The organism is Methanobrevibacter sp. (assembly GCF_045577275.1).
In the GTDB taxonomy this organism is placed as follows: Archaea; Methanobacteriota; Methanobacteria; order Methanobacteriales; family Methanobacteriaceae; genus Methanobrevibacter.
Map to the genome: position 1 here is coordinate 1 of NZ_JAZNIB010000187.1, position 24409 is coordinate 24409.

18 protein-coding genes are annotated in these 24409 nt (G+C 32.6%); 11 read left to right on the top strand and 7 right to left on the bottom strand.

Annotation, left to right across the window (positions count from 1 at the left end):
* Positions 1-133 precede the first annotated feature (133 nt).
* Positions 134-376 (bottom strand): DUF357 domain-containing protein, encoded by a 243-nt coding sequence (locus tag ACKI67_RS05545; protein WP_407462433.1) that lies wholly within the window; start codon positions 374-376, stop codon positions 134-136.
* A 99-nt stretch (positions 377-475) separates the two neighbouring features.
* Positions 476-1078: an archaetidylinositol phosphate synthase gene (pgsA, locus tag ACKI67_RS05550; protein ID WP_407462435.1), complete on the bottom strand. Its 603-nt coding sequence runs from the start codon at positions 1076-1078 to the stop codon at positions 476-478.
* A gap of 113 nt (positions 1079-1191) precedes the next feature.
* Here pgsA and ACKI67_RS05555 point away from each other — a divergent pair, with 113 nt between their 5' ends.
* The 3 genes from ACKI67_RS05555 (at position 1192) to ACKI67_RS05565 (ending at position 4094) form a co-directional block, all read left to right on the top strand.
* Complete coding sequence (locus ACKI67_RS05555; protein WP_407462436.1) at positions 1192-1824, top strand: L-threonylcarbamoyladenylate synthase; 633 nt, start codon at positions 1192-1194, stop codon at positions 1822-1824.
* 166 nt (positions 1825-1990) lie between these two features.
* Positions 1991-2689 carry a DNA repair and recombination protein RadB gene (gene radB, locus ACKI67_RS05560; protein ID WP_407462437.1) on the top strand — a complete coding sequence of 233 codons (699 nt, stop codon included), beginning with the start codon at positions 1991-1993 and terminating at the stop codon, positions 2687-2689.
* 244 nt (positions 2690-2933) lie between these two features.
* On the top strand, positions 2934-4094 hold the full coding sequence (locus ACKI67_RS05565) for a pyridoxal phosphate-dependent aminotransferase (RefSeq protein WP_407462438.1): 1161 nt from the start codon (positions 2934-2936) through the stop codon (positions 4092-4094).
* 185 nt (positions 4095-4279) lie between these two features.
* Here the strand turns inward: ACKI67_RS05565 and ACKI67_RS05570 are convergent, their stop codons facing one another.
* The 3 genes from ACKI67_RS05570 to ACKI67_RS05580 all read right to left on the bottom strand — a co-directional run bounded on the left by ACKI67_RS05570 (position 4280) and on the right by ACKI67_RS05580 (position 7729).
* Positions 4280-5020 carry an ABC transporter permease gene (locus ACKI67_RS05570; RefSeq protein WP_407462440.1) on the bottom strand — a complete coding sequence of 247 codons (741 nt, stop codon included), beginning with the start codon at positions 5018-5020 and terminating at the stop codon, positions 4280-4282.
* The gene (locus ACKI67_RS05575) at positions 5004-5876 is read right to left on the bottom strand and encodes an ABC transporter ATP-binding protein (RefSeq protein ID WP_407462441.1); all 873 of its coding nucleotides are present in this window, start codon (positions 5874-5876) and stop codon (positions 5004-5006) included. Before ACKI67_RS05575 ends, ACKI67_RS05570 begins: the two co-directional genes overlap by 17 nt.
* Positions 5877-5953: 77 nt before the next feature.
* Positions 5954-7729: a ribosome biogenesis/translation initiation ATPase RLI gene (locus ACKI67_RS05580; protein WP_407462443.1), complete on the bottom strand. Its 1776-nt coding sequence runs from the start codon at positions 7727-7729 to the stop codon at positions 5954-5956.
* 234 nt (positions 7730-7963) lie between these two features.
* Here ACKI67_RS05580 and pth2 point away from each other — a divergent pair, with 234 nt between their 5' ends.
* Positions 7964-8302 carry an aminoacyl-tRNA hydrolase gene (gene pth2 / locus ACKI67_RS05585; protein ID WP_407462444.1) on the top strand — a complete coding sequence of 113 codons (339 nt, stop codon included), beginning with the start codon at positions 7964-7966 and terminating at the stop codon, positions 8300-8302.
* A 118-nt stretch (positions 8303-8420) separates the two neighbouring features.
* Here pth2 and ACKI67_RS05590 read toward each other — a convergent pair whose 3' ends face one another.
* Positions 8421-9215 (bottom strand): DUF4013 domain-containing protein, encoded by a 795-nt coding sequence (locus ACKI67_RS05590; RefSeq protein WP_407462446.1) that lies wholly within the window; start codon positions 9213-9215, stop codon positions 8421-8423.
* A gap of 467 nt (positions 9216-9682) precedes the next feature.
* Here ACKI67_RS05590 and ACKI67_RS05595 point away from each other — a divergent pair, with 467 nt between their 5' ends.
* Both ACKI67_RS05595 and ACKI67_RS05600 read left to right on the top strand, forming a co-directional pair.
* Entirely contained in the window at positions 9683-13684 is a 4002-nt protein-coding gene (locus ACKI67_RS05595) for a C1 family peptidase (RefSeq protein ID WP_407462448.1), read from the top strand.
* 118 nt (positions 13685-13802) lie between these two features.
* Complete coding sequence (locus tag ACKI67_RS05600) at positions 13803-14753, top strand: bile acid:sodium symporter family protein (RefSeq protein ID WP_407462449.1); 951 nt, start codon at positions 13803-13805, stop codon at positions 14751-14753.
* Between the two features lie 101 nt (positions 14754-14854).
* On the opposite strand, the gene ACKI67_RS05605 is transcribed toward ACKI67_RS05600, so the two are convergent.
* On the bottom strand, positions 14855-15511 hold the full coding sequence (locus ACKI67_RS05605) for a 4'-phosphopantetheinyl transferase family protein (RefSeq protein WP_407462450.1): 657 nt from the start codon (positions 15509-15511) through the stop codon (positions 14855-14857).
* A gap of 299 nt (positions 15512-15810) precedes the next feature.
* On the opposite strand from ACKI67_RS05605, the gene ACKI67_RS05610 reads away from it, so the two are divergent.
* The 5 genes from ACKI67_RS05610 (at position 15811) to ACKI67_RS05630 (ending at position 24210) form a co-directional block, all read left to right on the top strand.
* Positions 15811-16473, top strand: a complete 663-nt coding sequence (locus tag ACKI67_RS05610) for a delta 1-pyrroline-5-carboxylate synthetase (RefSeq protein WP_407462454.1) — start codon at positions 15811-15813, stop codon at positions 16471-16473.
* Between the two features lie 209 nt (positions 16474-16682).
* Entirely contained in the window at positions 16683-16844 is a 162-nt protein-coding gene (locus ACKI67_RS05615; protein WP_295619716.1) for a zinc finger domain-containing protein, read from the top strand.
* 92 nt (positions 16845-16936) lie between these two features.
* On the top strand, positions 16937-17206 hold the full coding sequence (locus tag ACKI67_RS05620) for an elongation factor 1-beta (RefSeq protein ID WP_298534050.1): 270 nt from the start codon (positions 16937-16939) through the stop codon (positions 17204-17206).
* A gap of 438 nt (positions 17207-17644) precedes the next feature.
* Complete coding sequence (locus ACKI67_RS05625) at positions 17645-18709, top strand: NAD(P)-dependent alcohol dehydrogenase (protein WP_407462451.1); 1065 nt, start codon at positions 17645-17647, stop codon at positions 18707-18709.
* A 296-nt stretch (positions 18710-19005) separates the two neighbouring features.
* Positions 19006-24210, top strand: a complete 5205-nt coding sequence (locus tag ACKI67_RS05630; protein WP_407462452.1) for an Ig-like domain-containing protein — start codon at positions 19006-19008, stop codon at positions 24208-24210.
* The last annotated feature ends 199 nt before the right edge of the window (positions 24211-24409 follow it).

Sequence of the window (24409 nt, forward strand, 5' to 3'; positions counted from 1 at the left end):
AAATTTCTAAAAATATTAAGTTCAATTTCATCGAAATTTTCAAGTTTTCATTTTGATAAATATTATTGTAATAAACTTTGATTATTTTATAGTTTACATTATTAAACCATATTTTAATTAATCGTCTATTCAATTAAATTAATCCATGAATCATTCTTAGTGCATCGAGTAAACCGTGGCTATATTCAATGCAACCAAAAGCTGTTCTTGTGTCTTTTTTCTCTAAGTAATATTTTGAATCATTCCAGTAATCGATTGCCCTGTCATAAACTTCCTTCTCTTTACCTTCGAATGTAATGTCTTTGACTTGATTCAAATTTCTCTCAAGTTTGGCAATATCGATTGCAATTTTCTCTTCACTTTCCAAGTCTTTCATTTTATAATCCTCGAACAATTTCCATTTTCCAGTTCTTTAATTTTTATTTAATTTTTTAATTAAATTTTATTTTTTAAAACATTTTTAATTTAATCTAATTTAATTTAATCTTCTTTGTTTTGGAGCTCTTGGTCCATTCAATGCTTTCCATACATGCAATATTCTTTGTCCGACTGTAATGTATGAGAGAATTACAAGTATGTAAATGAAGTATGTGAATATAATGTTTGAATGGAAAATTACAGCAATCACTGCACCTAACATCAAGATTATCATTCTGACTGCACGTTCAGCTATTCCTATATTGCATTCCACTCCTTGGGATTCTGCTCTTGCCCTTACGTAACTGACTGTAATTGCAGAGTGAATAGCCAATACTCCAACGAGCCAATCACAATATCCTCCATATATGATACCTATGAATATGATTGCATCTGCAAAACGATCCATGGTTGAATCCAGAAATGCTCCAAATGGACTTGCTCTGTTGTGGTATCTTGCTACCGCACCATCAACAACATCCAAAAATCCACTAAGTAGGATAAATAATGCTCCTCCAATAAGATTTCCGCTTGCAAAGAATATTGCAGATATTATAGCAATAAATGGGGAGATTATTGTCACAATATTTGGATTGATATTTAATCGACTAGCTAAAGGTTCTAAAAATTTTGTAAGATATGGTCGTAAACTATTAAGCATAATTTTATTATATTGATTAACTAATATATATTTAATCAGATTATCTAAGTAAAGTTTAGATTTTTATTGGTAAAATTTTTTTAAATTGATTACTTTTTACGGTGAATGGTATTATGAAAATATTTAAGATGAGCGATGAAAATCCTGATATGGATTTAATTGGTGAAGCCATTGAGATAATGGCAGGTGGGGGAGTCATCCTTTATCCTACAGATACCGTTTATGGATTAGGAGCAAATATTTTCAATAATGATGCAGTGGAAAGGATTTATGAAATCAAAAAGAGAGATCAATCAAAGCCATTGTCTGTTTTGGTTCAAAACACAGAAAGCTTGGAACTGATTGCTGATTTGAATAGGAGTTCAAGGGAGATCATAAACAAATGGTTGCCTGGACCTTTTACATTTATTTTAAATAAGAAGAATGTGGTGTCTCCATATGTCAGTGCAAGCTCTAAGGTTGGAGTAAGGATTCCGGACTATAAGATAGCAAGGGCTCTTGCAAGCCTGTTTCCAATAACAACTACCAGTGCAAACCTTACCAATGAATGCACATTATCAAATCCACAGGATATTCTAAAGCAGATTGGAAATGATATTGATTTAGTCATTGATGTTGGTGATTTAGGTGATGCAAAGCCATCTACTGTCATTGACTTAAGTTCATCCAAGCCAACATTGGTTAGGAATGGATTTGATTCAAATGATATGGATTCACTAAAAGAGGATTTGGAGAAACTGGTCTAGATTAATGCTCTTTTGTTATTTTTACAATATTATTATGATATTTACATTAAGTTGCAAATCAAAATAGCTAAAAAAATTAACTTTAAATATATCCAAATAAATATTATGTTTACGGAGTAAAATTAAAAAAGTTTTTAAATTATTTTATTATTATGAAGGGACAGAAATGAAAATATTATCAAACATGACAAATCAGGAAAAGATTTCCACTAACTCTCCTTTAGATGAATTATTGGATGGAGGGATTGAGAAAAGGACAATCACTCAAGTTTATGGCCCTCCAGGTGTAGGTAAAACCAATGTTTGTCTAAATATAGCTATTAATGTTGCTAAGAAAGGAAAAAAGGTAGTTTACATTGATACTGAAGGTGGAATATCAGTTGACAGGATAAGGCAAATATCTGGTGAGGATTTTGATACAGTTGCTAAAAACATCATTGTGTTTGAACCGACTTCATTCAAGCAGCAGGAAGAGGATCTTGGCCTTATTGAATCATGGATATCCTCAAACAGTGCAGATGTTGAGTTAATAATATTGGATTCAGCTGTGGCATTGTTTAGGGTTGAGGATGATAACACCAAATCTCATCTTTTGGGAAAACAGATGCAGATGCTTTCTGCACTTGCTATCAATCATGACCTTGCAGTTCTTGTTACCAATCAGATTTATGCTTCATTTGATGAGGAAAGCGAGGAGGATTTCTCTCCTGTTGGTGGAACAATCATTCAATACAGAAGCAAGATAATCATTGAACTCAAACGTGAAGAAGGAACCAATCAAAGAATTGCTGTCTTGAAAAGACATAAGACAAAAAGAGAAGGATTGGCTGTTCATTTCTTGATAACTAATAATGGAATTGAGTAATTCAATTCCTTTCACTTTTCTTTTTAGCTTTTTATTACTATTTTTATTTAATTTATTAATTTTTAATCATTTTCAAATAATTTACTCTATTTTTCCTATTTTTTATAAATAATTTTATAAGGCACTTGCAATATATAATATAATGTTGTATGTTTAGTTAAAAACATAATAATTTGATTATAACTGACTACTTAACTAAAATTTAAATTTATTTTTATTAATAGAATATAGGATTTGTGATAAGATGATCCAAAAGAAGAAATATGCAAAAGCAGCTAAGATTATTCCAGATGGTTATGAATCTGCAAATCACTTTTTTGAAGCTGTTTTTAAGGATAAAGAAATGATTTGGATGGGTCAAAATACAAATGAATTGCATATTGGTCACAATGATGAAGTTAAGCAAGCAATGATTGATTGCATTGGTAGTGACGAATACTGCAAGTACCCACCTCCAGAAGGTTTTACAGAATTGCAATCTTTGATTTTAAAAGATTTGGACTTGGAAGATTTAAGTATATATGTCAATGCAGGTGCAACTGAATCATTATACTTGGCCATGAACGCTGTATTGTCTCCTGAAGATAATGTAATTACTCCAGATCCAGGATATCTTATTATTGACAATTTTGCAAGCAGATTTGCAAATGAAGTAAGGCAAGTCAAGATTTACAGTGAAGAAAACAACTATAAGTTAACTCCTAAATTAGTTAGGGAAAATATGGATGAGAACACTAAAGTCATTCTTTTAATTGATCCATTGAACCCTCTTGGAAGCTCTTACACTGAAGAAGAGATTAAGGAATTTGCAGAGATTGCTATAGAAAATGACTTGTTCCTTTTGCATGATGTAACTTACAGAGACTTTGCTCAAAAGCATACTCTTGCTGCAAAATATGCTCCAAACAATACTATCACTTGCTACAGTTTCTCCAAGATATTTGGTATGGCAGGTTTAAGGTTAGGAGCTATCATTTCAAGTGATGAAGTCATTGATGTTGTAAAAAGCATTATAATTAATGATGTAGGTACAAATATGGTTGCACAAGCTGGTGCAATAGCTGCATTAAAAACCAAACCTCAATGGATTGACAGAGTCAAAGACACCACCTTTGAAAATCAAAAGATCATCAAGGAAGCGGTTGACCAATGTGAAGGAGTCTTCTTGCCAGTTTATCCATCAAGTGCAAACATGATGGGAATTGATTTGTCTGGTGCAGGAATCGATCCTGAAGATATGTCACAATATCTCATTGGCAAAAAGGTATTTACAAGACAAGGTTCCTATACAAGTAATACATTCGGTCACAATTATTTAAGAGTAAGCTACTCAATCGAACCAGAAAAGGTCAAGGTATTTGCTCGTGAATTTGTACTTGCTGTAGAAGCTTTAAGAACTAAATAATTTTATTATTTAGTTTAATTTTTTCTTTTTTTTTTAACAATTTTTATTTTTCATTATTTGTCTTATTTTTTAATTTGATCGATTTTAAACTATTTCTTTATACTTTTCATGTAATTTCATGTAAGATTATTCGCACATTATAAAACTTTTAAGAAGTTTAAAAAATAAAAAAGTTAAAGAAAATATTAATTAATATCTTTTTTATTAAAGTATCTAATTCCTAATACTGAGAATATGATAAAGAGAAATGTATCGATTTTTATGGATTCCCTAAAATCTAAACACTCCATTGATGTTAATTGTGCTGTTTGTCCATATGGATTTAGATTAAATAGTAATTGGATAAGGAAATTATCCTCTGTCATTATCATTCCATTCAAAATTAAAGCTGCTATAAGCAGTATGAATGCTAATCCCATATTTATGATAATTGCCTTTGATTTTTTCCCTACAGCTATTGAGATTAAATAGAATATTCCTACGAACACAAGCATTATAAAAATTCCAAATATGAAATAGGAAATGTAATCCCAAATGGAGATATTTATTGAAAATAGGAAATATGAAACAATCAAAGTGAATAAAGCAGTTATAAGATAGACTATTAATGATGCAATGAGGTTTGATAGCAATCCTATAAGATATATTTCTCTACGGTTATTATTGGCGATGATTTTGTTTTTAATGAATCCGTCATCGAATTCTTCAGATACAAAAACGCTGATCAATACGGAAATTACAATTCCATACATTACCATTGGCAAAAAGAGAACCCTGTTTATTCCAACAGTATATGACATCGCTGTCTTCTGCATGAGGATAAATCCAATAGAGAATACTATCATGAAGAAGCAAGCTAGATATAACCATTTTTCATGAAAAATCTTGTACAATTCAGCTTTAAGAATTCTATTTGTCATTTTCATCCATCAACCTTATAAAAAATTCTTCTAAACTAGTTTCAACATTAAAGCATTTTGTGACAATGCAGCCATAGCTATTGAGTTTGATAATTAAATCAGTAATAGTATAATTGGAATAGATATTCATTTTAGAATTATCTTCTTCTACGTATGGAATTTTCAAATCATCCATTGCTTTCTTAAATGAATCTGTATCATTTACTTCCAATTGAATATATCCTTTATTGGCATCTGAGAATTCCTCGCTTGTCATTTTGGATATGATTTCACCATGGTTAATAAAAATAAAATCAGTAGCTATTTTTTCAAGTTCATAAAGGAGATGGCTTGAAATTAAAAAAGTCACTCCTTCTTTATTCAATTTTAAAATTAGATTTCTCAGACTAATGATTCCTTGTGGATCTAATCCATTCATCGGTTCATCTAAAATGATTAATTCCGGATTTCCAACTAGCATCATTGCAATTGCAAGCTTTTGTTTCATTCCTAATGAAAAATGCTTCACTTTTTTATTATTCGTATCTTCAAGTCCAACATAATCAAGGAAATCATTTGGATTGCATTCATCTTCAAGCCCATATAAAATAAGTTGTTGTTTAATGTTTTGGCTTGCATTCAGTTCATAAAATAAGGCAGGCTCTTCAATAAGCCCGCTAAAAACATCAGTATTAACATTAACTTGGCCAGAATCTGCTTTTTGCAGAGATGTGATGATTCTTAGAAGTGTTGTTTTCCCTGCACCATTAGGGCCAACAAGACCGCAAATTGAACCTTTAGGGATGCTGATTGTAACTCCATTTAAAACATAATTCTTATCAAATTTTTTAGATATATTTTCTATGGAAACAATTGGGTTCATAAAATCACCACTTAGCCAGTTAATGAATTTTCAATTTTAATAGTTATGTTTTTTAGATTAATTGTCTTTTTTGATAATTAGTCTTTCAAGTAGTAGTACTCACCTTGCTCTTTCTGTTCTCTGTCAAGGTAAGAATCTAATTTATTTACTCTAGGACGTTTGGTTTCCTTATCTCTTCTAAAGGTAATGTCCAAGTCTCCCAAGAACTGGTTCATGCTTGTTCTTAAGTCTGCTGGCTTGGAAGCTATACCATTGAGTCCAGGTTCGCCGCTGAATACCATTGCCCTATCGGAAATGTAGTCAATAAATACGATATCGTGGTCTACAATCAATGATGCTGCATTTCTGCTTTCAATGATCTTTCTGATGACTCTAGCTGCAATCAACCTTTGCTCTACATCCAAGAATGCAGTAGGTTCGTCAAAAAGGTAAATGTCTGCATCTTGTGACAAGGTTACAGCAAGTGCAAGTCTTTGAAGTTCCCCACCACTTAATTTCTTGACCTTTTTGTCAAGCAAATTGTCAAGTGCAAGAGGTCTTCCCACTTCACTGTTGAATATGTTTGAACCATAAGTAGGAGCATTTGCGAAAAGATATTCCTGTGCAGTTCCATCAAAGTCAGATTCAATGTATTGAGGTTTGTATGCAATCTCCACCTCTTCTAATATTTCTCCTTCGCTAGGTTTTTCAACTCCTGCCAATATCTTTGCAAAGGTTGTCTTACCGATACCGTTTGAACCGAATGCAGTAACAATCTCGTCATGATAAATTTTACCTGCTTCTGCCTCAAGTGTGAATCCATCGTATTCCTTTTTAAGGTCGCTGTATTCGCTTAAGACTTCACCATCATCCTCTGGTGTTGGCGGACGGATGCTGAATTCGATAGGTTGCTTTCTGATTCTTACGTTTTCCTCTTGAAGGAATCCGTTGATGTATGCATTGATTCCAACCCTTACACCTTTATTACCGGAGACAACACCGTATCCTCCAGGTTCACCATATAATAAGTGCACATTGTCACTCATAGCATCCAATGTAGCTAAGTCGTGCTCAATTACAAGTACGGATTTGCCTGCTTCTGCAAGGGATCTGATTACCTTAACTGCATTCAATCTTTGACGCACATCCAACCATGATGTAGGTTCGTCGAAGTAGTAGAAGTCACCTTCACGGAGAACTGTTGCAGCAATAGCCACTCTTTGAAGTTCCCCACCACTTAAGTTTTGCATGTCCCTTTCAAGAACATTCTTCAAGTCAAGGTCATCTACAATCTCATCCAATTTGTTTCTTTCGTCAACATTTGAAAGCAAGGTCTTCACATTACCTTTAACAACTTTTGAAAGTTGGTCCACCATTTGTGGCTTGTGGATAGTCTTGATTTCACCAGCTTGAAGCAATTTGAAGTAGTTTTGGAGTGAAGAACCTTTATAATATTCAATTACCTTATCCCAAGTCGCTTCCTCTTCATAGTTACCAAGGTTTGGAATAAGCTCTCCAGACAATATTCTCATGATGGTTGACTTTCCTATACCGTTTTGACCAAGCAAACCAAGAACGGTTCCGTCCTTAAGGGTTGGCAAACCAAAGAGTTCAAATGCATTTTGACCATAACGGTGGATAGGCTCATCAAGAGCTTCCGGTAAATTGATAACACTGACTGCACCGAATGGACATCTGTTGGTACAGATACCGCATCCAGAACATAATTCTTCTGAAATAAGAGGCTTTTTGCTTTTTTCATCAATTACAATTGTATCCTCTTCCATACGTACACCAGGACAGTAGTGCATGCATACATAGTTACATTTCTTAGGCTGGCACTTGTCCTTGTCTAAAATAGAAATTCTACTCATTTTATCTCCGTATCCTTTATAATAAAATAATAAGTTTGATTAAATAATTTATAATAAATATAATTTGTTTTTAATAGTTTATAATAATTTTGTGTAATATTGTAAAATCACATTTGTAAAATTATTTTTAGTTGTTTTTTGGTTAAATTTAAATAATTTTGAGTTTAATATAAGAGTAAATAAAAATATATGATTTAATTCAACTTTTTTTTTAATTAATTTTATGTGATTTAAATGAAACAGGTAATGATTGTAAGAACTGATATCAAGATGGGAAAAGGTAAAATAGCTGCTCAATGCTGTCATGCAGCCATAGGTGCGTATAAGCAAGCTGATAAGGAAAAAATAAGAAAATGGGAAAATGAGGCTTATGCAAAAGTGGTTTTAAAGGCACCTTCATTGCAGGATCTTTATAATTTAAGGGAGCTTGCAAGAGCAAATGGTGTGGCATATTATTTGGTGACAGATGCAGGCAGAACCCAATTGCCTAAATCCACAGTCACTGTTTTAGGATTAGGTCCTGATGAAGATGATGTATTGGATAAAATAACTGGTGATTTGAAATTATTATAATCATCTAACTTTTTTTAATTATTTTTAGCTATTCGTTATTTATTTAATTATTAATTTTATTCTAATTTATTCTATTTTTTTAATTTATTCTAATATATTTTTAACTAGTTTTTCTATTTTATTCAATTTCCACTTCCACAGGTGTTTTCCACTCTTTTCTTATTTTATAATCCTTATAGATTGCACCGATTCCAATGAATTCAATGACAAATATTAAAAGTCCAATGGTCAAGTCAACCACTCCATTCATCAATTTGAAATGGTCAATTCCATATTGCAGATAAGCTAAAATTGTAATTGAAAGCATAATCTTGGTATAATCTAAAGTGTAATGCCTCCAACCTATTGTATCAATGCAACGTTTAATGGAAACTAAATTGAATGCATCAAGCAATCTTCCTCCATCTGCAAGTCTTGCAAGGGAAATTTCCATAAAGAATGCAACAACGTATGTTACTATTATGCTGCAAATTATAAATTCAAGAGTAGCCACTGGATTATGTATGTAGAATAATTTCATTGTTTCCATTATGTGGGACAATGCAAATTTCAATTGAAATTCTGGAAGTTTGAAGTCCAGTGAAATAATCAATAAAGCTAATGCTTCAATAGTTGTATATATTGTAATCATAATCATGGATTTAATTCCAAATATGAAGCATTCCTTAATCTTTATTTTAGGTAGTTTCTTCCCTTCCCTTATTGTATCTTTAGTGATTACAAGTCCATATCCATATATTAAAAGGGTGGTGATTATTGAAATAATTATCAAGGGTATTTGATATTCTATTTCCATTGAATGAATTACTCTGTTATCGAATCCCTGCAATCCAAGCAAGAATAAAATTATAATGAAGCCTATTGGATTCGCCTTACAGTAATCAAATGTATATTTTAATCTTTTCAATGGCATCTCATTTCCTCGAAGTCATATGGTTTATTTTAAATGGCCAATCTCCTTATTGGAGAATATCTTTACACCCTTTAACAAAGTAATTTTTATCAATTATGTTTTATAAACTTTTTTTAAAAAGGGCATGCTTGTTTTCAATTATTCATCAATCTTCCTTTCATTGATTTTAACTATAGAACTTATCAGAATTAATTTAAAATCATTCTCACTTTCTTTTTTTCATTAATAACCGATTTTTAGAAAAATTAAATATAATGGTTTAAATAATATTTGATTGAAATATAGTAATATAAATATTATATAAAATTATTAAAGAAATATAAATTATATAAAATTATATAAGTTATATAAAATTATATAAAAGTATATAAAAATATGATTATTATATGAAAATTATAAAAAATTATTATAAACTCATATATTAAGATTAAAATAAAATGTAAATTATTATTCTTTTGGGGGAAACTATGAATAAAAAGATTATTTTTACATTATTGCTGATTTTCGCAGTATGCTTGTCTGCAGGCACTGTTTTCGCTGATGATGTAAATATGGAAATGGACACAGCATCTGCAATGGATGATTCATCAAACATCTTAAGTCCAATTGACAATGGGGATGGATCAGTTGCTGATGAGGATATTATAACACTGCAGGAGTCTTCATTGATTGGGGATGGAGATAGTGAAGAGGAGATTTCCTCATTTGATGAAGATGTCTTAACAGATGGGGAAGGAACTTCATTCAAGGATTTAAGCATTAAGATCAATTCTGCAACTGGTGTTTTGAACTTAACTGAAGATTATACATTCAATATTGAAACTGATGGGAACTTCATCAATGGAATTCCAATCAATAAGAAGGATTTAATAATTAATGGTAATAATCATTATATCGATGCAAAAGGTCAATCAAGCATTTTTAAGCTTTTTGATACAGGACTTACAATCAATAATCTGACATTTATGAATTCAAAAGGCTCCGCTATTTTTTCCAACTATTCAGATATAAGCACAAACAATGTCATTTTCTCTGACTGTGTTGCTGAAAATGGGGCTGCTATTTGCGGGCATGCCACTTCTTTTATGAGTAGTGGTGATAAGTTTATAAATAATTATGCAAAGAAGGGAGCCGCAATATTTTTGGATGACGATTCTGAGTTGGAATTAGTTAACGGATCTTTTGTCAGTGATAAGGAATTGTATTATGGGGTGATTTATCTATCTTATTCCAAAATGGCCATTTTGAATACTACATTTGTAAATCTAACTTCAACATATTCTCCAGCCATATTTGGGACTAATGTAAAAGGGGATATTAAAAACTGCAGATTTGTGAATTTATATGCAAATATCACTGCAGGAGCTATTGCCCTTAAGAACATAGAGGAGAATATTGTCATTGAAAATTGTACATTTATGAATGTCTCATCAAAAAGAAATGGTGGTGCAATATTTAATGAAATGGTTACCGATTTGAAGTTCTGGACTCACATTAGAAATTGTGAATTTATTGATTGCTCTTCAGAGTTTGGTGGTGCAATTCTTCATTTAGGAACCCGTTTAGATGTTCGCAATTCAAATTTCACCAATAACGTTGCCAAATATCGTGGAGGAGCTATTTATATAAGCAATGCATTTGACTTTACAGTCATCAATTCCAGATTTTTCGATAACACTTTAGAGAATATCAGTGAAGACTTAAATCATGGTAGTGCAATATTTGCCGATAGGATTGTTGAGGGTTTTAAAATCACAAACTCTAATTTCACCAATAATTTGGCTGATTATGCTGGTGCTATCTATTTATATGATTCATCATATGATTTTTCAAATTCCTATTTCAGTGGAAATGGTGAAAACATCTATTCAACTTTTGATGGTGAAACAGCCAAAACAAAGAACAACACATTTGTTGACGGCACAAATAAACTCCATCAAAAGGATTATGGTTATGTATTCGAAGGAAATCCTATTGATATTGAATATGACCCTATAATTTTTGATGAAAGCTACATCAACAGCTCTTACTTTAATCTTGCGGATTTCGGTATTGTTGTACCTATTAAAAATCAGTTAGGAACAGACACCTGTTGGGCTTTTGGAACTTCAACAGCTCTTGAATTGGCATTATTAAAAGCAACAAATGGTAATTTGAAGGCAAACTTCTCAAAAAATGCCATCTCATTTTATGGAAATGAGTATTCCATTTATGGAGATATATTCAATACAGATGGTGGAGACAGTTATATGGCTGCTTCCTACTTCTTAGCTTGGTTAGGAGGATTTTTAGATGAGGATGTATCTGACTTTGATGAAGTGGGAAGAATAGCTATTCAACCTAAGGATGGAGATAAATTCCACCTTCAGAATTTTGTTGCAATACCTCAAATGGAATTTTCAAAGGATATGAATGTATATAAGGAAGCATTAATAAAATATGGTGCTTTGACCTTCACTGTAAATGCTCCAAATTCCCTATATAAGGATGATTATAATCCAGATACTGCAGGAGCATATTTTTATGAGCCAGTTGACGATTTTGAAGGTCCTCAATCCAATCATATAGTTGTCTTGGTTGGTTGGGATGATAATTACTCCAAGAATAACTTCATAAAGACCCCTCCTGGGGATGGAGCATGGATCATTCAAAACAGTTGGGGTGAAGAATGGGGAGACCATGGATATTATTATGTCTCATATTATGATACAGCATTTGCAACAATCAACTCACCAATAGCATTTGTTCTTGATGAAGGTTATCAATACAATAAGGTTTATCAATATGATGTAATCTTGTGCGAGTTTAATTATGAAAATTCAGAGGATGTTAAGGCTTATGCAAATGTCTACAACGCTACCGGTGACGATTTGATTTCTGCTGTAGGAACCTATTTCGCTGAAAGCGGCGCAAATTATAAGATCATTATAAAAGTCAATGGCAATACAGCATATTCCCAAAGCGGCAAATCTTCACATAGAGGATATGAAACCATAAAATTGGATAAGTCAATTGCAGTTAAAAAAGGAGATACATTCCGTGTTGAGATTCAGACAAAATTCGCTCCAGTGCATGATGAATCCAGATACATTATTCCAGACGGCGTTTCATTCGTGGATTATGGTGATGGATTTGAAGACATTTCTGTAGATAATGAATTCGCTTCAATAAAGGTTTATGCTGTCCCTAATACCATAATTACAAATAATTCAGTTAAATACTATACTGATGAGTCTCCATTTACCGTAACTGTCGAACCAAATGAAGATGTGACATTTGAAATAAACGGCATTAAGGCAACCATCAGGTCTGATGAAAATGGAACTGCAGGTATTGGTCTAAATCTAAAACCTGGAAACTACACCATTGAGGTAGGATACAATGGAACTAAAATTGTTTTCCCAATAACAATTAAAAGCACAATAGTTTCACAGGATGTAAGCAGAGGAAGAAACAGCAATTATACCTACAAGGTTCAATTGTTGAACTCCACTGGTGGAGCAATTAAGAATACCAAAATCAGTGTAACTGTTAATGGAAAATCCAAAACCTATACAACTGACAATAACGGTTACATTAGCATTCCATTTACCAAATTAACCTCTAATCAAGTAATTACAGTTCTTAATCCAATAACCAAAGAACAGTCTAAAAACACCATTAAGGTTGTTTCAAGATTCTCAGGCAATAAGAACATTAAGATGTACTATAACAATGGTACAAAATACACTGTAAAGGTTTATGGCGATAATGCTAAGCTGGTTGGTGCAAATCAAGTTGTTCTCATCAAGCTCAATAAGAAAACCTATAAGGTCAAGACAAACAGTAAAGGTGTTGCAAGCTTAAAGATACCTAAATCACTTAAGCCAGGCACCTATACAATAACTGCCACTTACAAGGGCCAAACAATCAAGAATACTGTCAAGGTTCTCTCAAGAATCGCAGGCAATAAGAACGTCAATATGTACTATTTTGATGGATCTAAGTATTCCGTCAAAGTTTATGGCAAAACAGGCAAGCTATTGTCTAAACAGACAGTTACAATAAAACTCAATAAGAAGACCTATAAGGTTAAAAGCAATAAGAAAGGTGTCGCAAGCTTGAAAATACCTAAAACAGTTAAACCTGGAACCTACACAATCTCTGCATCATATGCTGGATTGACAGTTAAGAATAAGGTTAAGGTCAAACAGGTCTTAAGTTCTCAAAAGACAAAAACTGTTAAAAGATGGTGGAAGAAATTTACCCTCAAAGCAACCTTGAAAAATGGTAAAAAACCATTGAAAGGCAAAAAGATAAGCTTTAAATTCAAAGGCAAAACCTACAAGGCAAAGACCAATAGTAAAGGTGTTGCAAAAGTTACCATCAAAAGGAAGGTCATTAGAAAGCTTAAAAGAGGCAAATCTTATAAAGTAAGCATCACCTACCTTAAAGACACTATAAAAAGAACTGTTAAGGTTAAACGTTAGAGATTCATTTCTCTAACCTTTTTTTATTTTTTAATTATTTTTTATTTCTAATTTCTTAGCTATTTTTTCCTTGTTTTTATCTAAAAGTTTATAAATAGATATAACAAATATTAGATTTATGAAAAGAATTTTTAAATTAGTTGAAAAATATTTCTTTATAATTATTTTGATAGCTGTAGTGATTGCTCTAATAGATCCAAGGTCTTTCAATTGGGTTTTAGAAGAGTTCATGGGAATAAACGTCATAAATATTCTCCTTGGTGTAATTCTTTTCGGTATGGGTACAACCTTAAAGATAGATGACTTCATTACCGTATTCAGAAGACCTAAGGAGATTTTGGTGGGAGTTTCTGCACAATATATCATTATGCCTCTGATTGCATTTGCTCTTGCAAGCCTGTTCTCACTTGAGGCTGGATTGACTGTAGGTCTTATTCTTGTGGGGACTGTTCCTGGAGGAACTGCATCTGATGTAATCACTTTCCTTGCAAAGGGAGATTTGGCATTGTCTGTGTCTTTGACAGCAGTATCCACTGTCATTTCACCGATTGTAACTCCAATCATTACATTAATACTCATTGGAAATCAAATAGCATTCAATCCAGTGGACATGTTTATTTCAATATTAGAGATAGTTATCCTTCCAATTGGCATAGGGCTGCTCTTGAATTACAAGTTCCCTAAATTCTGTGAAGAATTAAAGGATTATTTGCCTACACTATCCTCTGTTGTAATAGCGATTATTGTTGCAGGTGTGATTGGTGCAAATAAGGAGGCTATCATAAGCTCTTCACTTATCATAATGGCAGTAATTGTTTTGCAGTACTTCATAGGAATCGGATTAGGTTTCCTTGTAGCATATCTTGCTGGAATGAATCGCAAACAAATGATTACAGTGGCTATTGAACTTGCTTTCCAGAATTCAGGTTTGTCTACAAGTCTTGCAAAAACACATTTCCCAAGCTTGACTTTAGCAACAGTTCCTGGAGCATTATACTCAGTATGGCAGAACTTTGCAGGATCAATACTTGCCTATATCTTTACAAAATATTTTAATAATGAAAGTTAAATTTCACTTTCATTATCTTTTTTTAATTTTTTTAAAAATAGTTTTTTTTATTTTTTCAATGTTCTAACATTTCAAAATCTAGGATATTTTTTCATAGAATCTTAATATAAATCTTCAAGATTGTATTCAAAAATCTCATCTGCTTCATTTTCTGAGCAGATAGCTAATTTATATTGATTCAAATCAAAATAACTGAATTTGACATTATCCTCATTTTCCTTCAATTCAGGGTTTTGATTTTTTACTTTGGTTTCCCCATCGGCTATAACGATTTCAAACTTATCAAGATCCAACAGGAAACCTAAACCTGTATATTTCATGTAGCTTTCTTTCAAAACCCAATATTTGAAGAATTGGTCAACACGATTGTCTGATTTTTTGATGTTTTCATATTCGCTGTTGTAGAAGAAAGTTTGGGCTATCTTCATATCAATTAGAGGATCGATTTTTTCAATGTCTATACCTATTTCCTCGTCAGATATTGCACATGCAACCATTCTGCCTGCATGACTTATATTGAAATGTATGTTTTCATAGTTGCTTATGTATGGCTTGCCGTCTTTTTCAGTTTCTATTATTGGATCATTGATATTCTCTTCATCCAACATTTTTTTCAAAAGAAGGTAAACGCCAGAGCTAAGCTTTTTATCCTTATCAAATATGAAATTATCCACTTTTTCTTGTCTGCTTTCCGGTAAGATAGGGTAAATCTTTTCCAAATCTAAGTCTTTTACATTACAATATGCTACTTTAATCATGAAATCACTAAATGTTTATTTTTTATGTTTTTCAATTTTCTAATTTTAATTTTCTTAATTTAATTTTTTTAATTTTAATTTATTAATTTTATATTACAGATTATTCTTTATATTTAATTCTTTAAATATTTTAATTGTTTATCTCCCATAATGTTTGAAAAATACTAACATATATATAATGTTAAAAATAAATAATTAATAAATGCTATTTTTATAAGTATTTTATATTTTTTAATATTCTATATTTTATAAGAATTTAAAATTATTTTAACTATTCATCATTCAGTTGTGATATTATTATTGAATGGGTTATTAAGATTGGTGGAAGTTTATTCCCACAAAAAGCTATAGAACTGGCAAATGCATTGAAAGGCCAAAACTGCTTGTTTGTTATTGGCGGAGGAGAATTTGCTAATCTCATTAGGAAATATGATTCCCTGATAGGATTTTCAGAGGATGCAACCCATGAAACAGCTATTGATTCAATGGATATCTTGGCTAAATTGCTGAATGATAAATTAGCATTTACAGAAATTAGCTATACTGTGGAAGAAGCAATCAGTATATCTAATTCAAATAAGATACCAATTATGATTTGTTCAGACATTCTAAAGGAGAACGAGCCATTCGCACATTCTTGGGATGTCACAAGTGATTCTATTGCAGCGTACATTGCAAGCCTTTTGGATGCAAAGCTTTTAATAGCAACAAATGTAAATGGTATATATACAAAAGATCCGTCCTTAAGTGGTGCAGAATTGATCAAGGAAATTGATGTAAATGAACTACTGACTTTTGATGAATCATCAATTGATTTGATGTTGCCTACTTTGCTGATTGAGTATGGATTGGATTGTTATGTAGTAAATGGAGAGTATCCTGAAAGAGTTTTAGCAATAATCCAAAGTGATGGGGAAATTGCAGAAGATTCTTTTGAATATACATTTATACATAATGAATAATTAACCGTCTTTTTTATTAATTCATAGGTGAACTTAAGAAAAATTTAAGTTTAATTGCTTAAATGAGATTAGGTTAATCATAAGTTTATAAATTAATAAATTAAATTAATAAATTAAATTTATAAATTTTTGTAATTAATAAAGTTTGTAAATTAATAAAGTTTATAAATTAATAAATTAAAATATTTATAATATATTTGGTGATATATATGGAAAAAGTATACTGTCAATCTTGTAAACAAGAAATACCATTAATTGAACCTTATGTTCAATTCAACTGTCCAGAATGTGGTAAACCTATCGCAAGATGTGAAAGTTGCCGTACTTTCGGTCACTCTTACAAATGCGAATGCGGATTTGAAGGACCATAAGTTTAATTTGGTATAAAAGATCAAATTGTATTTAAGATTAATTTAAATTAATTTGTATTAATTAATTATCCAGAATTATTGGAGGAATGATTATGGGAGAAGTTGTTAACACTTTAAAAGTAATGCCTGAAAGCCCAGAAGTAGATTTAGAAGCATTAAAAGCAGCAATCACTGATGCAATGCCTGCAGATGCAGAATTACACGAAATTACTGAAGAACCTATTGCATTCGGTTTAGTAGCTTTAAATGTTGTTTTCATCGTAGAAGACGGTGAAGGTGGAACTGGACCTACTGAAGAAGCTGTCATCGCTTTAGCTGATGTAGCTAGTGCAGAAATTACTGATTCTAGAAGATTAATGTAAGTGCATTCTATTGGATCACTTATTTTTCTATTTTTTTTTAATTTTATTTATTAAAATTTTTATTTCAATTTTACTGTTTTTTAAATTTTTTTATCATTTTGTATTGCTATTTTTAAAAATTTTATCTATTTGTATTAATTCTTTTTTAGAGCCAATTTGTGTTAATGTTCACTTCAAATTCTAATTTTTAATTTTTGTTATTTTTTAAGAATTATAATTAAACAATAATATATATTTTTAGAATATTTTTAAATAATATTCAAATATAATCATGTTATATTATTGTTTAACTAGGTTTAATATAATTACACTGAAAATTATTCAATTAAAAATATAAAGATTTATATAATTTATTTACATATCTATTATTAGAGATGATTATTTCCAGCTTTTCCCAGAATTAATCTATCTTAAATAATTATTTAGGAGATATAAAAAATGAGAGGATTGGCAAGAATCGAACAAGACGTACTCGGATGGGTTGACATTGAACTTGATGAATGCGGACCTTACGACGCAATCTGTAAACCACTCGCTATGGCACCATGTACTTCAGACGTACACATCGTATGGGGTCATGCATACATGAGTGACGCACCTAACCGTGTAGTAGGACACGAAGCTACTGCTGAAGTAGTAAAAGTAGGGGACAAAGTCAAAGACTTCAAACCTGGAGACCGTGTAATTGTACCTGCTATCACTCCTGACTGGTTAACTGTGCCTGCAGAACAAGGATTCTCACAACACTGTTACGGTATGGGAACAGGTATGAGTTTTGTAACCTTCAAACATGGTGTATTTGCAGAACAATTCCATGTAAACCAAGCTGACGCAAACTTGGCTCACTTACCTGAAAACGTAAGCTTAGAACAAGCTGTAATGATTTCAGACATGATGACTACCGGTTTCTATGCTGCAGAACTTGCAGAAATCAAACCTGGTGATACAGTAGCTTGTTTCGGTATCGGTCCTGTAGGACTTATGTCATTAGCTGGTGCACAAATTATGGGTGCTTCCCACCTTATTGCTGTAGGAAGTCGTCCAGCAGCTATTAAAGTAGCTAAAGAATATGGTGCTCAAGATATTGTAGATTACCACAACGGTAACACTGTAGATCAAATCATGGACTTGACTGATGGTAAAGGTGTAGACAAAGTTGTAATCGGTGGAGGAGGTAAAGACACCCTCTCTGAAGCTTTATCTGTGCTTAAAGTCGGTGGTATTATCGGTAACGTATTGCACTATGACGGTATTGAAACCATCCCTATCGACGGACTTTCCTGGGGTCAAGGACTTGCTGACAAGACCATCCGTGGTGGAGTATGTCCTGGTGGACGTGCTAGAATGGAAAAATTAGCTAATCTTATTGAATATGGCCGTTTCGACTCATCCAAATTAATCACTCACAAATTCGACAAATTTGATGACATCGAAGAAGCTATGATCTTAATGAGAGACAAACCACGTGACTTGATTAAGCCTGCTGTTATTTTAGATGAATAACCCAAGCTTTTTGACCTTCGGTCAAAAACCTTGACCAAAACTTTTTCACTAGTTGGGAGTATTTGTCCTGACTAGTTTTTTTACTTTTTTTTAACTTTTGATATAGGATTTTATAGTTTTTCTTTTTACTTTTCAATTATATGATTTTTATAGTTTTATAGTTCTTTCATGAATAAAATTTAACTATTTTTTCAATTGTCCAATTTGTCCTTTGATTTAAATTATCTTAATTTATATATAATAAATTATAGAATTACTAATATTCACTAAAGACTAGTGTAAAAAGGAGGAAAACTATGAAAAAATATTATGCTATTTTTTCTATTTTGCTAGTGTTTATCTTAGCGGGGGTCAGTTGTGCTAGTGCAGCTGAAATTGATGATTCAGACCCCTTCATGCTAGAAAATACGAATTTTGAATTAAGTCAAGGGGACAATGTTGACTTAAATTATGAAAATGAAATTTTAAATAATTATGAAAATGATCAAGCAAGTCAAGGAGACAATAATTTTAATGAAGACTTGCTGGAAGAGACTATCAGTGACACTGATAGTGTAAATGATGATGAACTTATTTTAGATGATTCTGCTTATGATATCGGCAGTGGAGATTCTCAACTTTCCTCACAGATAGATGAATCTATTGATTCAACAGTTGCTGAAGAGGGTTCTGAACTTTCTTCACTTGGAGCTGCTGCTTCCGGAATTGGTGCGGAAAATCTCGAAGCAGACCTTCCTGATTTAGAATGTTTTGCTTTCGACTTTGAGGACTTTTCCTTATTCTTGTCTTATATGCAACTTAAAGGCACTCCTGAAGGTGAATCAATACGCCAATATCTCTCTGCCATATATCAAGAAGATATTCCAACAGAACATTCAAACACTATGCGCTTACGTTATGACATCAAAACAATTGATAAAAAGGTAATTGCCACTATCAATAAGGACGTAAACATTACTATTGACGGACAGGGACATATTGTTGATATGGCTGGTGGAGACCATAAGGACCATTATATTGTTGTCAAGGCAGGAAATATCACCTTTAAGAATCTAATTTTCACTAATGGTTATAATAATGATGGGGATAATGGTGGAGCACTCTCCATTGAAGGTTCTGGAACTTGTACCATACTCAATTGTACCTTTAAAAATTGCTATGCCAAGGATTCTGGTGGAGCAATAAATCATAGGAGTGGGAACGCATTGTTAATTAATGACTCCACTTTTATCGGAAATATGGCTGAAAATCATGATGGTGGCGCAATATATTCCAATGGTGAATTAGAAATTAATCATTGTAATTTCGAATCAAATGTTGCCCGTGATGGAGGAGATGGCGGTGCAATCTTCTCAAAAGGCCATTTTATCCTTAATGGGAGCAGTTTTATCAATAACCGTGCTCATACTGATGGCGGTGCAATTTGCGCCTTAGGTTCTCTTGTGTCACATGAAGCTCCTCATTACTTTGAAGGGAATGTGGCAGGAGATGATGGTGGAGCGATATATGTTAATGAATTATTTATGGCTAGCTCTGGTTCTTCATTTATAAGAAACACTGCATCTGGAGGCAGTGGAGGTGCAATTTATGCAAAAGAAAACACATTTGATTATATTCTATGTGCATTTATAGATAATAAGGCTGATGATAAGGGCGGTGCAATATATTCAAAAAGCGCTGTGAAAACATATGAGAATATTTTCATTGGCAATACTGCAGACACAGGTACAATCGTATATTCATTAAGACATTGGTCCGATAGCCTAAGAAATTGGTATGGTACAAATAGTCCTAATTTGGATAATGCTTTCCGTTACCGTCTTCCTTCTTGGGCTGGTCAGGATTATGATGAATGGACACATGATTATGATTATATTACAACCTACTATGAATTAAGCCCTAATGGTGAAAACAATAATATTCGAATCATATTTACCACTTTCTACGGCAGTCGTCTTTCTACATTATGCATTCATCCTGAAGATGTTTCATTTAGCTATGATGCATCCAAATTCAGAGAGTTCAATTATTCTGTTAATAATAATGCCGTAGGTGCAACAGTATTGGCTAAGGAGGTAGGCCAAACACCTATTGTTGCCAAAATTTTTGGCAGAGAAGTTCTTAATATCAACATTACTCTTTTAGACCCTCAATTATCCGCTAAATGCCACGATATTATTAAAGGGGAAGATGACAGTGTTTTAGTAGAGGCATTTTTAAATGAATCTATTAATGGAAATTTAATCTCATACGGAAATGAATCTTTACAAGGAAGTATTTCCAAGGGTTATGGGCATGCATATTATGATGTTCGCGATTTGGATGTTGGAAACTATTCTATTATAGTGCAATTTGATGGGGTAGGATTCTTTATACCAGCTTCAATCGAAGTGCCATTTGAGGTTAAAGCTAAAACTACTCCTGATGATGTTTGTGAATTCACAACACTTCAAAATAGGATAGACAATCCTGACATCAAGGAATTGATCTTGGATTGTGATTATGTATACAGTTCAGTTAATGATGGTGAATATAAGGATGGTGTTGTGATATCCAGAGATAATTTTGTTGTTGATGGTCAAGGTCATACAATTGATGCAAAACATCTTGCCAGAATATTTGACATTGAAGCGAAAAATGTCACTTTGAAAAATATTGTTTTCATCAATGGTTTTGCAGAAAATGGGGGTGCAGTTTTATCCAATGCTGCAGTTAGCATTGAGAACTGTACTTTCATCAATAACTCTGCCAGCAATAGAGGTGGTGCGGTTCAAGTTAAAGGTAACTGTACCATAGAAGGCTCTAATTTCTTTAACAATAGTGCCGTTTATGCAGGAGGAGTTCACTGTACCGCTGATGCTAAAGTAGATCATTGTAATTTTGATGGAAACAATGCTCCATCATCTTCCGCAATGGAAGCTATGAATATGGATGTTAAAAACAGCATTTTCCTCAACAATAAGGCAGTGACTGCAGATTTGGAATTGAGTTATGAAAATCATAGGATTGTAGCTTATCTTACTGCTAACAATTATTATCTTAATGCAATTGTTGTGTGGGGAAATGTATCCTTTGAAAATGTCACTTACTGGAAAGGAGGGGTAGTGAATAGTGATGATTCAGTTCCTACATTGGCTACTTCCGGTATTAACATCACTATTGAAATTATCGATTACATCGGAAACGTTATAGTTAAGAATGTGACCTTGGTAACTGATGATGATGGAAGAGTCGAGTTCAATCCTATTGATTTGGAACATTATATCTATAAGGTCAATGCATACCATATGGACGACAGTTATTATGATTATATAGCTTCAACTATGGACCTATTTTTAAATAGGAATTCAAGTTCTGTTGCTATTGATTTGGATGATAATGTGGAGTACAATTATCCAAATATTCCTGATAGGATTAACTTCAACATAGTAAATCGATCTGAAGAAGTCAGGGTTCTCATAACTGATGAAAATGGAACTGTTTACATTGACAATAACTTGACTGATGAGGATTATATTTCAATTGCTGACTTGCCTCTTGGCCGTAATTATTATAAGATTACAGTTTTCAATATGGGGAATATGGAGACTCTTCCAAGTCAAGATTCCAAGATGTTCAAGATATTGAAAGCCAATTCATCCATAGATGTTCCTGGAATCGATGATTCTGAATATCCTCATGAATATGAGATTTATATCAGTGGAGATAACCTTACAACTTACAATGTAATTATCTACGACAGTGATGGAAATATTGTATTTGTAGAAGAAAACATTGATTATCGCTGGTTTGACATTCCTGTCTTGCCTGTTGGCAGATATAACTTTACTGTAATCAACAATGGTGATGAGAAACACTTTGAAAGTGAGGATTCCACCACATTCAGCATAAGTGTAGGTCATGTCCTTGCATCATTCCATGTACGTAATATTGATTATGGCAACCCATCAGTCTTCACAGTAAATGTTGCCGAACCTGGAGGAAACTACACTCTTGATGTCAATGGAACCATTGTGCATTTTAAATTCGATGGTCCTGGTGTGGATAATGTTACCCTGTATTTGCCTGCAGGTAATTATGAAGCGTTTTTCACAAATGACAATCCTAATTATGAAATCATTGGAGTCACTTCCTTAAGCTTCACTGTTTCTCCACTTCAGAATAATGTGGTTGTCCGTGCTCTCAATACCAGCTATGGACAACAGTCAATAATCATTATAACTGCAGATGTTGACGGAAATTACACTCTTGAGGTCAATGGAACAAAAGTGGATGTCGAAGTGAAAGATAAGATGGGATATGTAGGATTGGATTTGGATGCCGGTGATTACGCTACCGATGTAAGATTTGATAATCCTAATTACCTTACTTCAGTTGCCAATGCTGAATTCACTGTTGAAAAGGGAATCAATAAGGTGTCTGTCACTGCAGATACATCAGAGGATTCTCCAGATTCTGTTGACATAAAGATTACAGCTGATGTCGATGGGACATATGCTCTTGATGTAAATGGATCATCTAGATTTGTTTATGTTGAAAATGGAGAAGGATATGCTGAGTTTGTATTGTCTCCAGGAACCTATGATGCTAAGGCATCCTTTGATAATCCTAACTATGAGACAGTCATTACAAACACTAGCTTTGAAGTCTTGCCATTCACAAGGGAATTAAGTGTCAATGTTGAAAATTGCGAAAACAACTCTGTTGTCGTTTCCATTGAATCCAATGTTGATGGAGTTTACATGATTAATGTAAGTGGAGATTATTATCCTATATTTGTAGTTGACGGCAAAGGAAATCTTTCATTATCCTTGGATGAAGGCAAATATTCTCTTGGTGTGGTATTGAACGATGACGGGTTGCTCAATAGCGTCAATGGGGATAATGAATTTGAGGTAGCTAAGGCTCCTAGTTCAAGGATAGAGACTCAAATCATTTATAATAACATGACTACAACTGCTGTTGATGTCGATACAGATGGAAGAAGTGGCCAATACTTCTACATTACCTTAAAGGACAAAAACGGTAATTTATTGAAGAACAAGCCAGTGCAAATCGGATTCAACGGTCAAGTATATGACAGAGTCACTGATAAGGATGGTAAAGCAAGGCTACAGATCAACCTTAAGAATGCAGGAACCTACACATTTGCAGTAGCATTCTTAGGAGATGATGACTACAACGGTTCATTCATTGTTGCAAAGATTGTTGTAAAGAAACAGAAAGGAAGCTTAACAGTTCCAACTAAAACATACAAGGCAAGTGCAAAAACAAAAACACTCACTGCAACCTTCAAGTCTGCAAGCGGAAAACCTGTAGCAAACAAAAAGATCACATTTACCGTAAACGGCAAAACATACTCAGCTACAACCGATGCAAAAGGAGTTGCAAAAGTGAATGTAAGCTTAAGCAAAAAAGGAACATACAGCTTCACAGCTAAATTTGCTGGAAACAACATGTACGCAGCAATGAGCAAAACTGCAAAATTAACCATAAAATAAAATTTAGAATAATTTAAGGATAGTCTTAAGACTATTCTTAAAAACTTTTTTTTATTAAAATTAAATTTTAATCTTAAGTTTAACTATTTTTAACTATTTTTAACTATTTTTAACTATTTTTAACTATTTTTAACTATTTTTAACTATTTTTAACTATTTTTAACTATTTTTAACTATTTTTCCAATGTTTCAATAATAT

Bases quoted from the DNA above. Each gene is read 5' to 3' on its own strand.
- ACKI67_RS05545 (WP_407462433.1), bottom strand. From the start codon at position 376: ATGAAAGACTTGGAAAGTGAAGAGAAAATTGCAATCGATATTGCCAAA.
- pgsA (WP_407462435.1), bottom strand. From the start codon at position 1,078: ATGCTTAATAGTTTACGACCATATCTTACAAAATTTTTAGAACCTTTA.
- ACKI67_RS05555 (WP_407462436.1), top strand. From the start codon at position 1,192: ATGAAAATATTTAAGATGAGCGATGAAAATCCTGATATGGATTTAATT.
- radB (WP_407462437.1), top strand. From the start codon at position 1,991: ATGAAAATATTATCAAACATGACAAATCAGGAAAAGATTTCCACTAAC.
- ACKI67_RS05565 (WP_407462438.1), top strand. From the start codon at position 2,934: ATGATCCAAAAGAAGAAATATGCAAAAGCAGCTAAGATTATTCCAGAT.
- ACKI67_RS05570 (WP_407462440.1), bottom strand. From the start codon at position 5,020: ATGAAAATGACAAATAGAATTCTTAAAGCTGAATTGTACAAGATTTTT.
- ACKI67_RS05575 (WP_407462441.1), bottom strand. From the start codon at position 5,876: ATGAACCCAATTGTTTCCATAGAAAATATATCTAAAAAATTTGATAAG.
- ACKI67_RS05580 (WP_407462443.1), bottom strand. From the start codon at position 7,729: ATGAGTAGAATTTCTATTTTAGACAAGGACAAGTGCCAGCCTAAGAAA.
- pth2 (WP_407462444.1), top strand. From the start codon at position 7,964: ATGAAACAGGTAATGATTGTAAGAACTGATATCAAGATGGGAAAAGGT.
- ACKI67_RS05590 (WP_407462446.1), bottom strand. From the start codon at position 9,215: ATGCCATTGAAAAGATTAAAATATACATTTGATTACTGTAAGGCGAAT.
- ACKI67_RS05595 (WP_407462448.1), top strand. From the start codon at position 9,683: ATGAATAAAAAGATTATTTTTACATTATTGCTGATTTTCGCAGTATGC.
- ACKI67_RS05600 (WP_407462449.1), top strand. From the start codon at position 13,803: ATGAAAAGAATTTTTAAATTAGTTGAAAAATATTTCTTTATAATTATT.
- ACKI67_RS05605 (WP_407462450.1), bottom strand. From the start codon at position 15,511: ATGATTAAAGTAGCATATTGTAATGTAAAAGACTTAGATTTGGAAAAG.
- ACKI67_RS05615 (WP_295619716.1), top strand. From the start codon at position 16,683: ATGGAAAAAGTATACTGTCAATCTTGTAAACAAGAAATACCATTAATT.
- ACKI67_RS05620 (WP_298534050.1), top strand. From the start codon at position 16,937: ATGGGAGAAGTTGTTAACACTTTAAAAGTAATGCCTGAAAGCCCAGAA.
- ACKI67_RS05625 (WP_407462451.1), top strand. From the start codon at position 17,645: ATGAGAGGATTGGCAAGAATCGAACAAGACGTACTCGGATGGGTTGAC.
- ACKI67_RS05630 (WP_407462452.1), top strand. From the start codon at position 19,006: ATGAAAAAATATTATGCTATTTTTTCTATTTTGCTAGTGTTTATCTTA.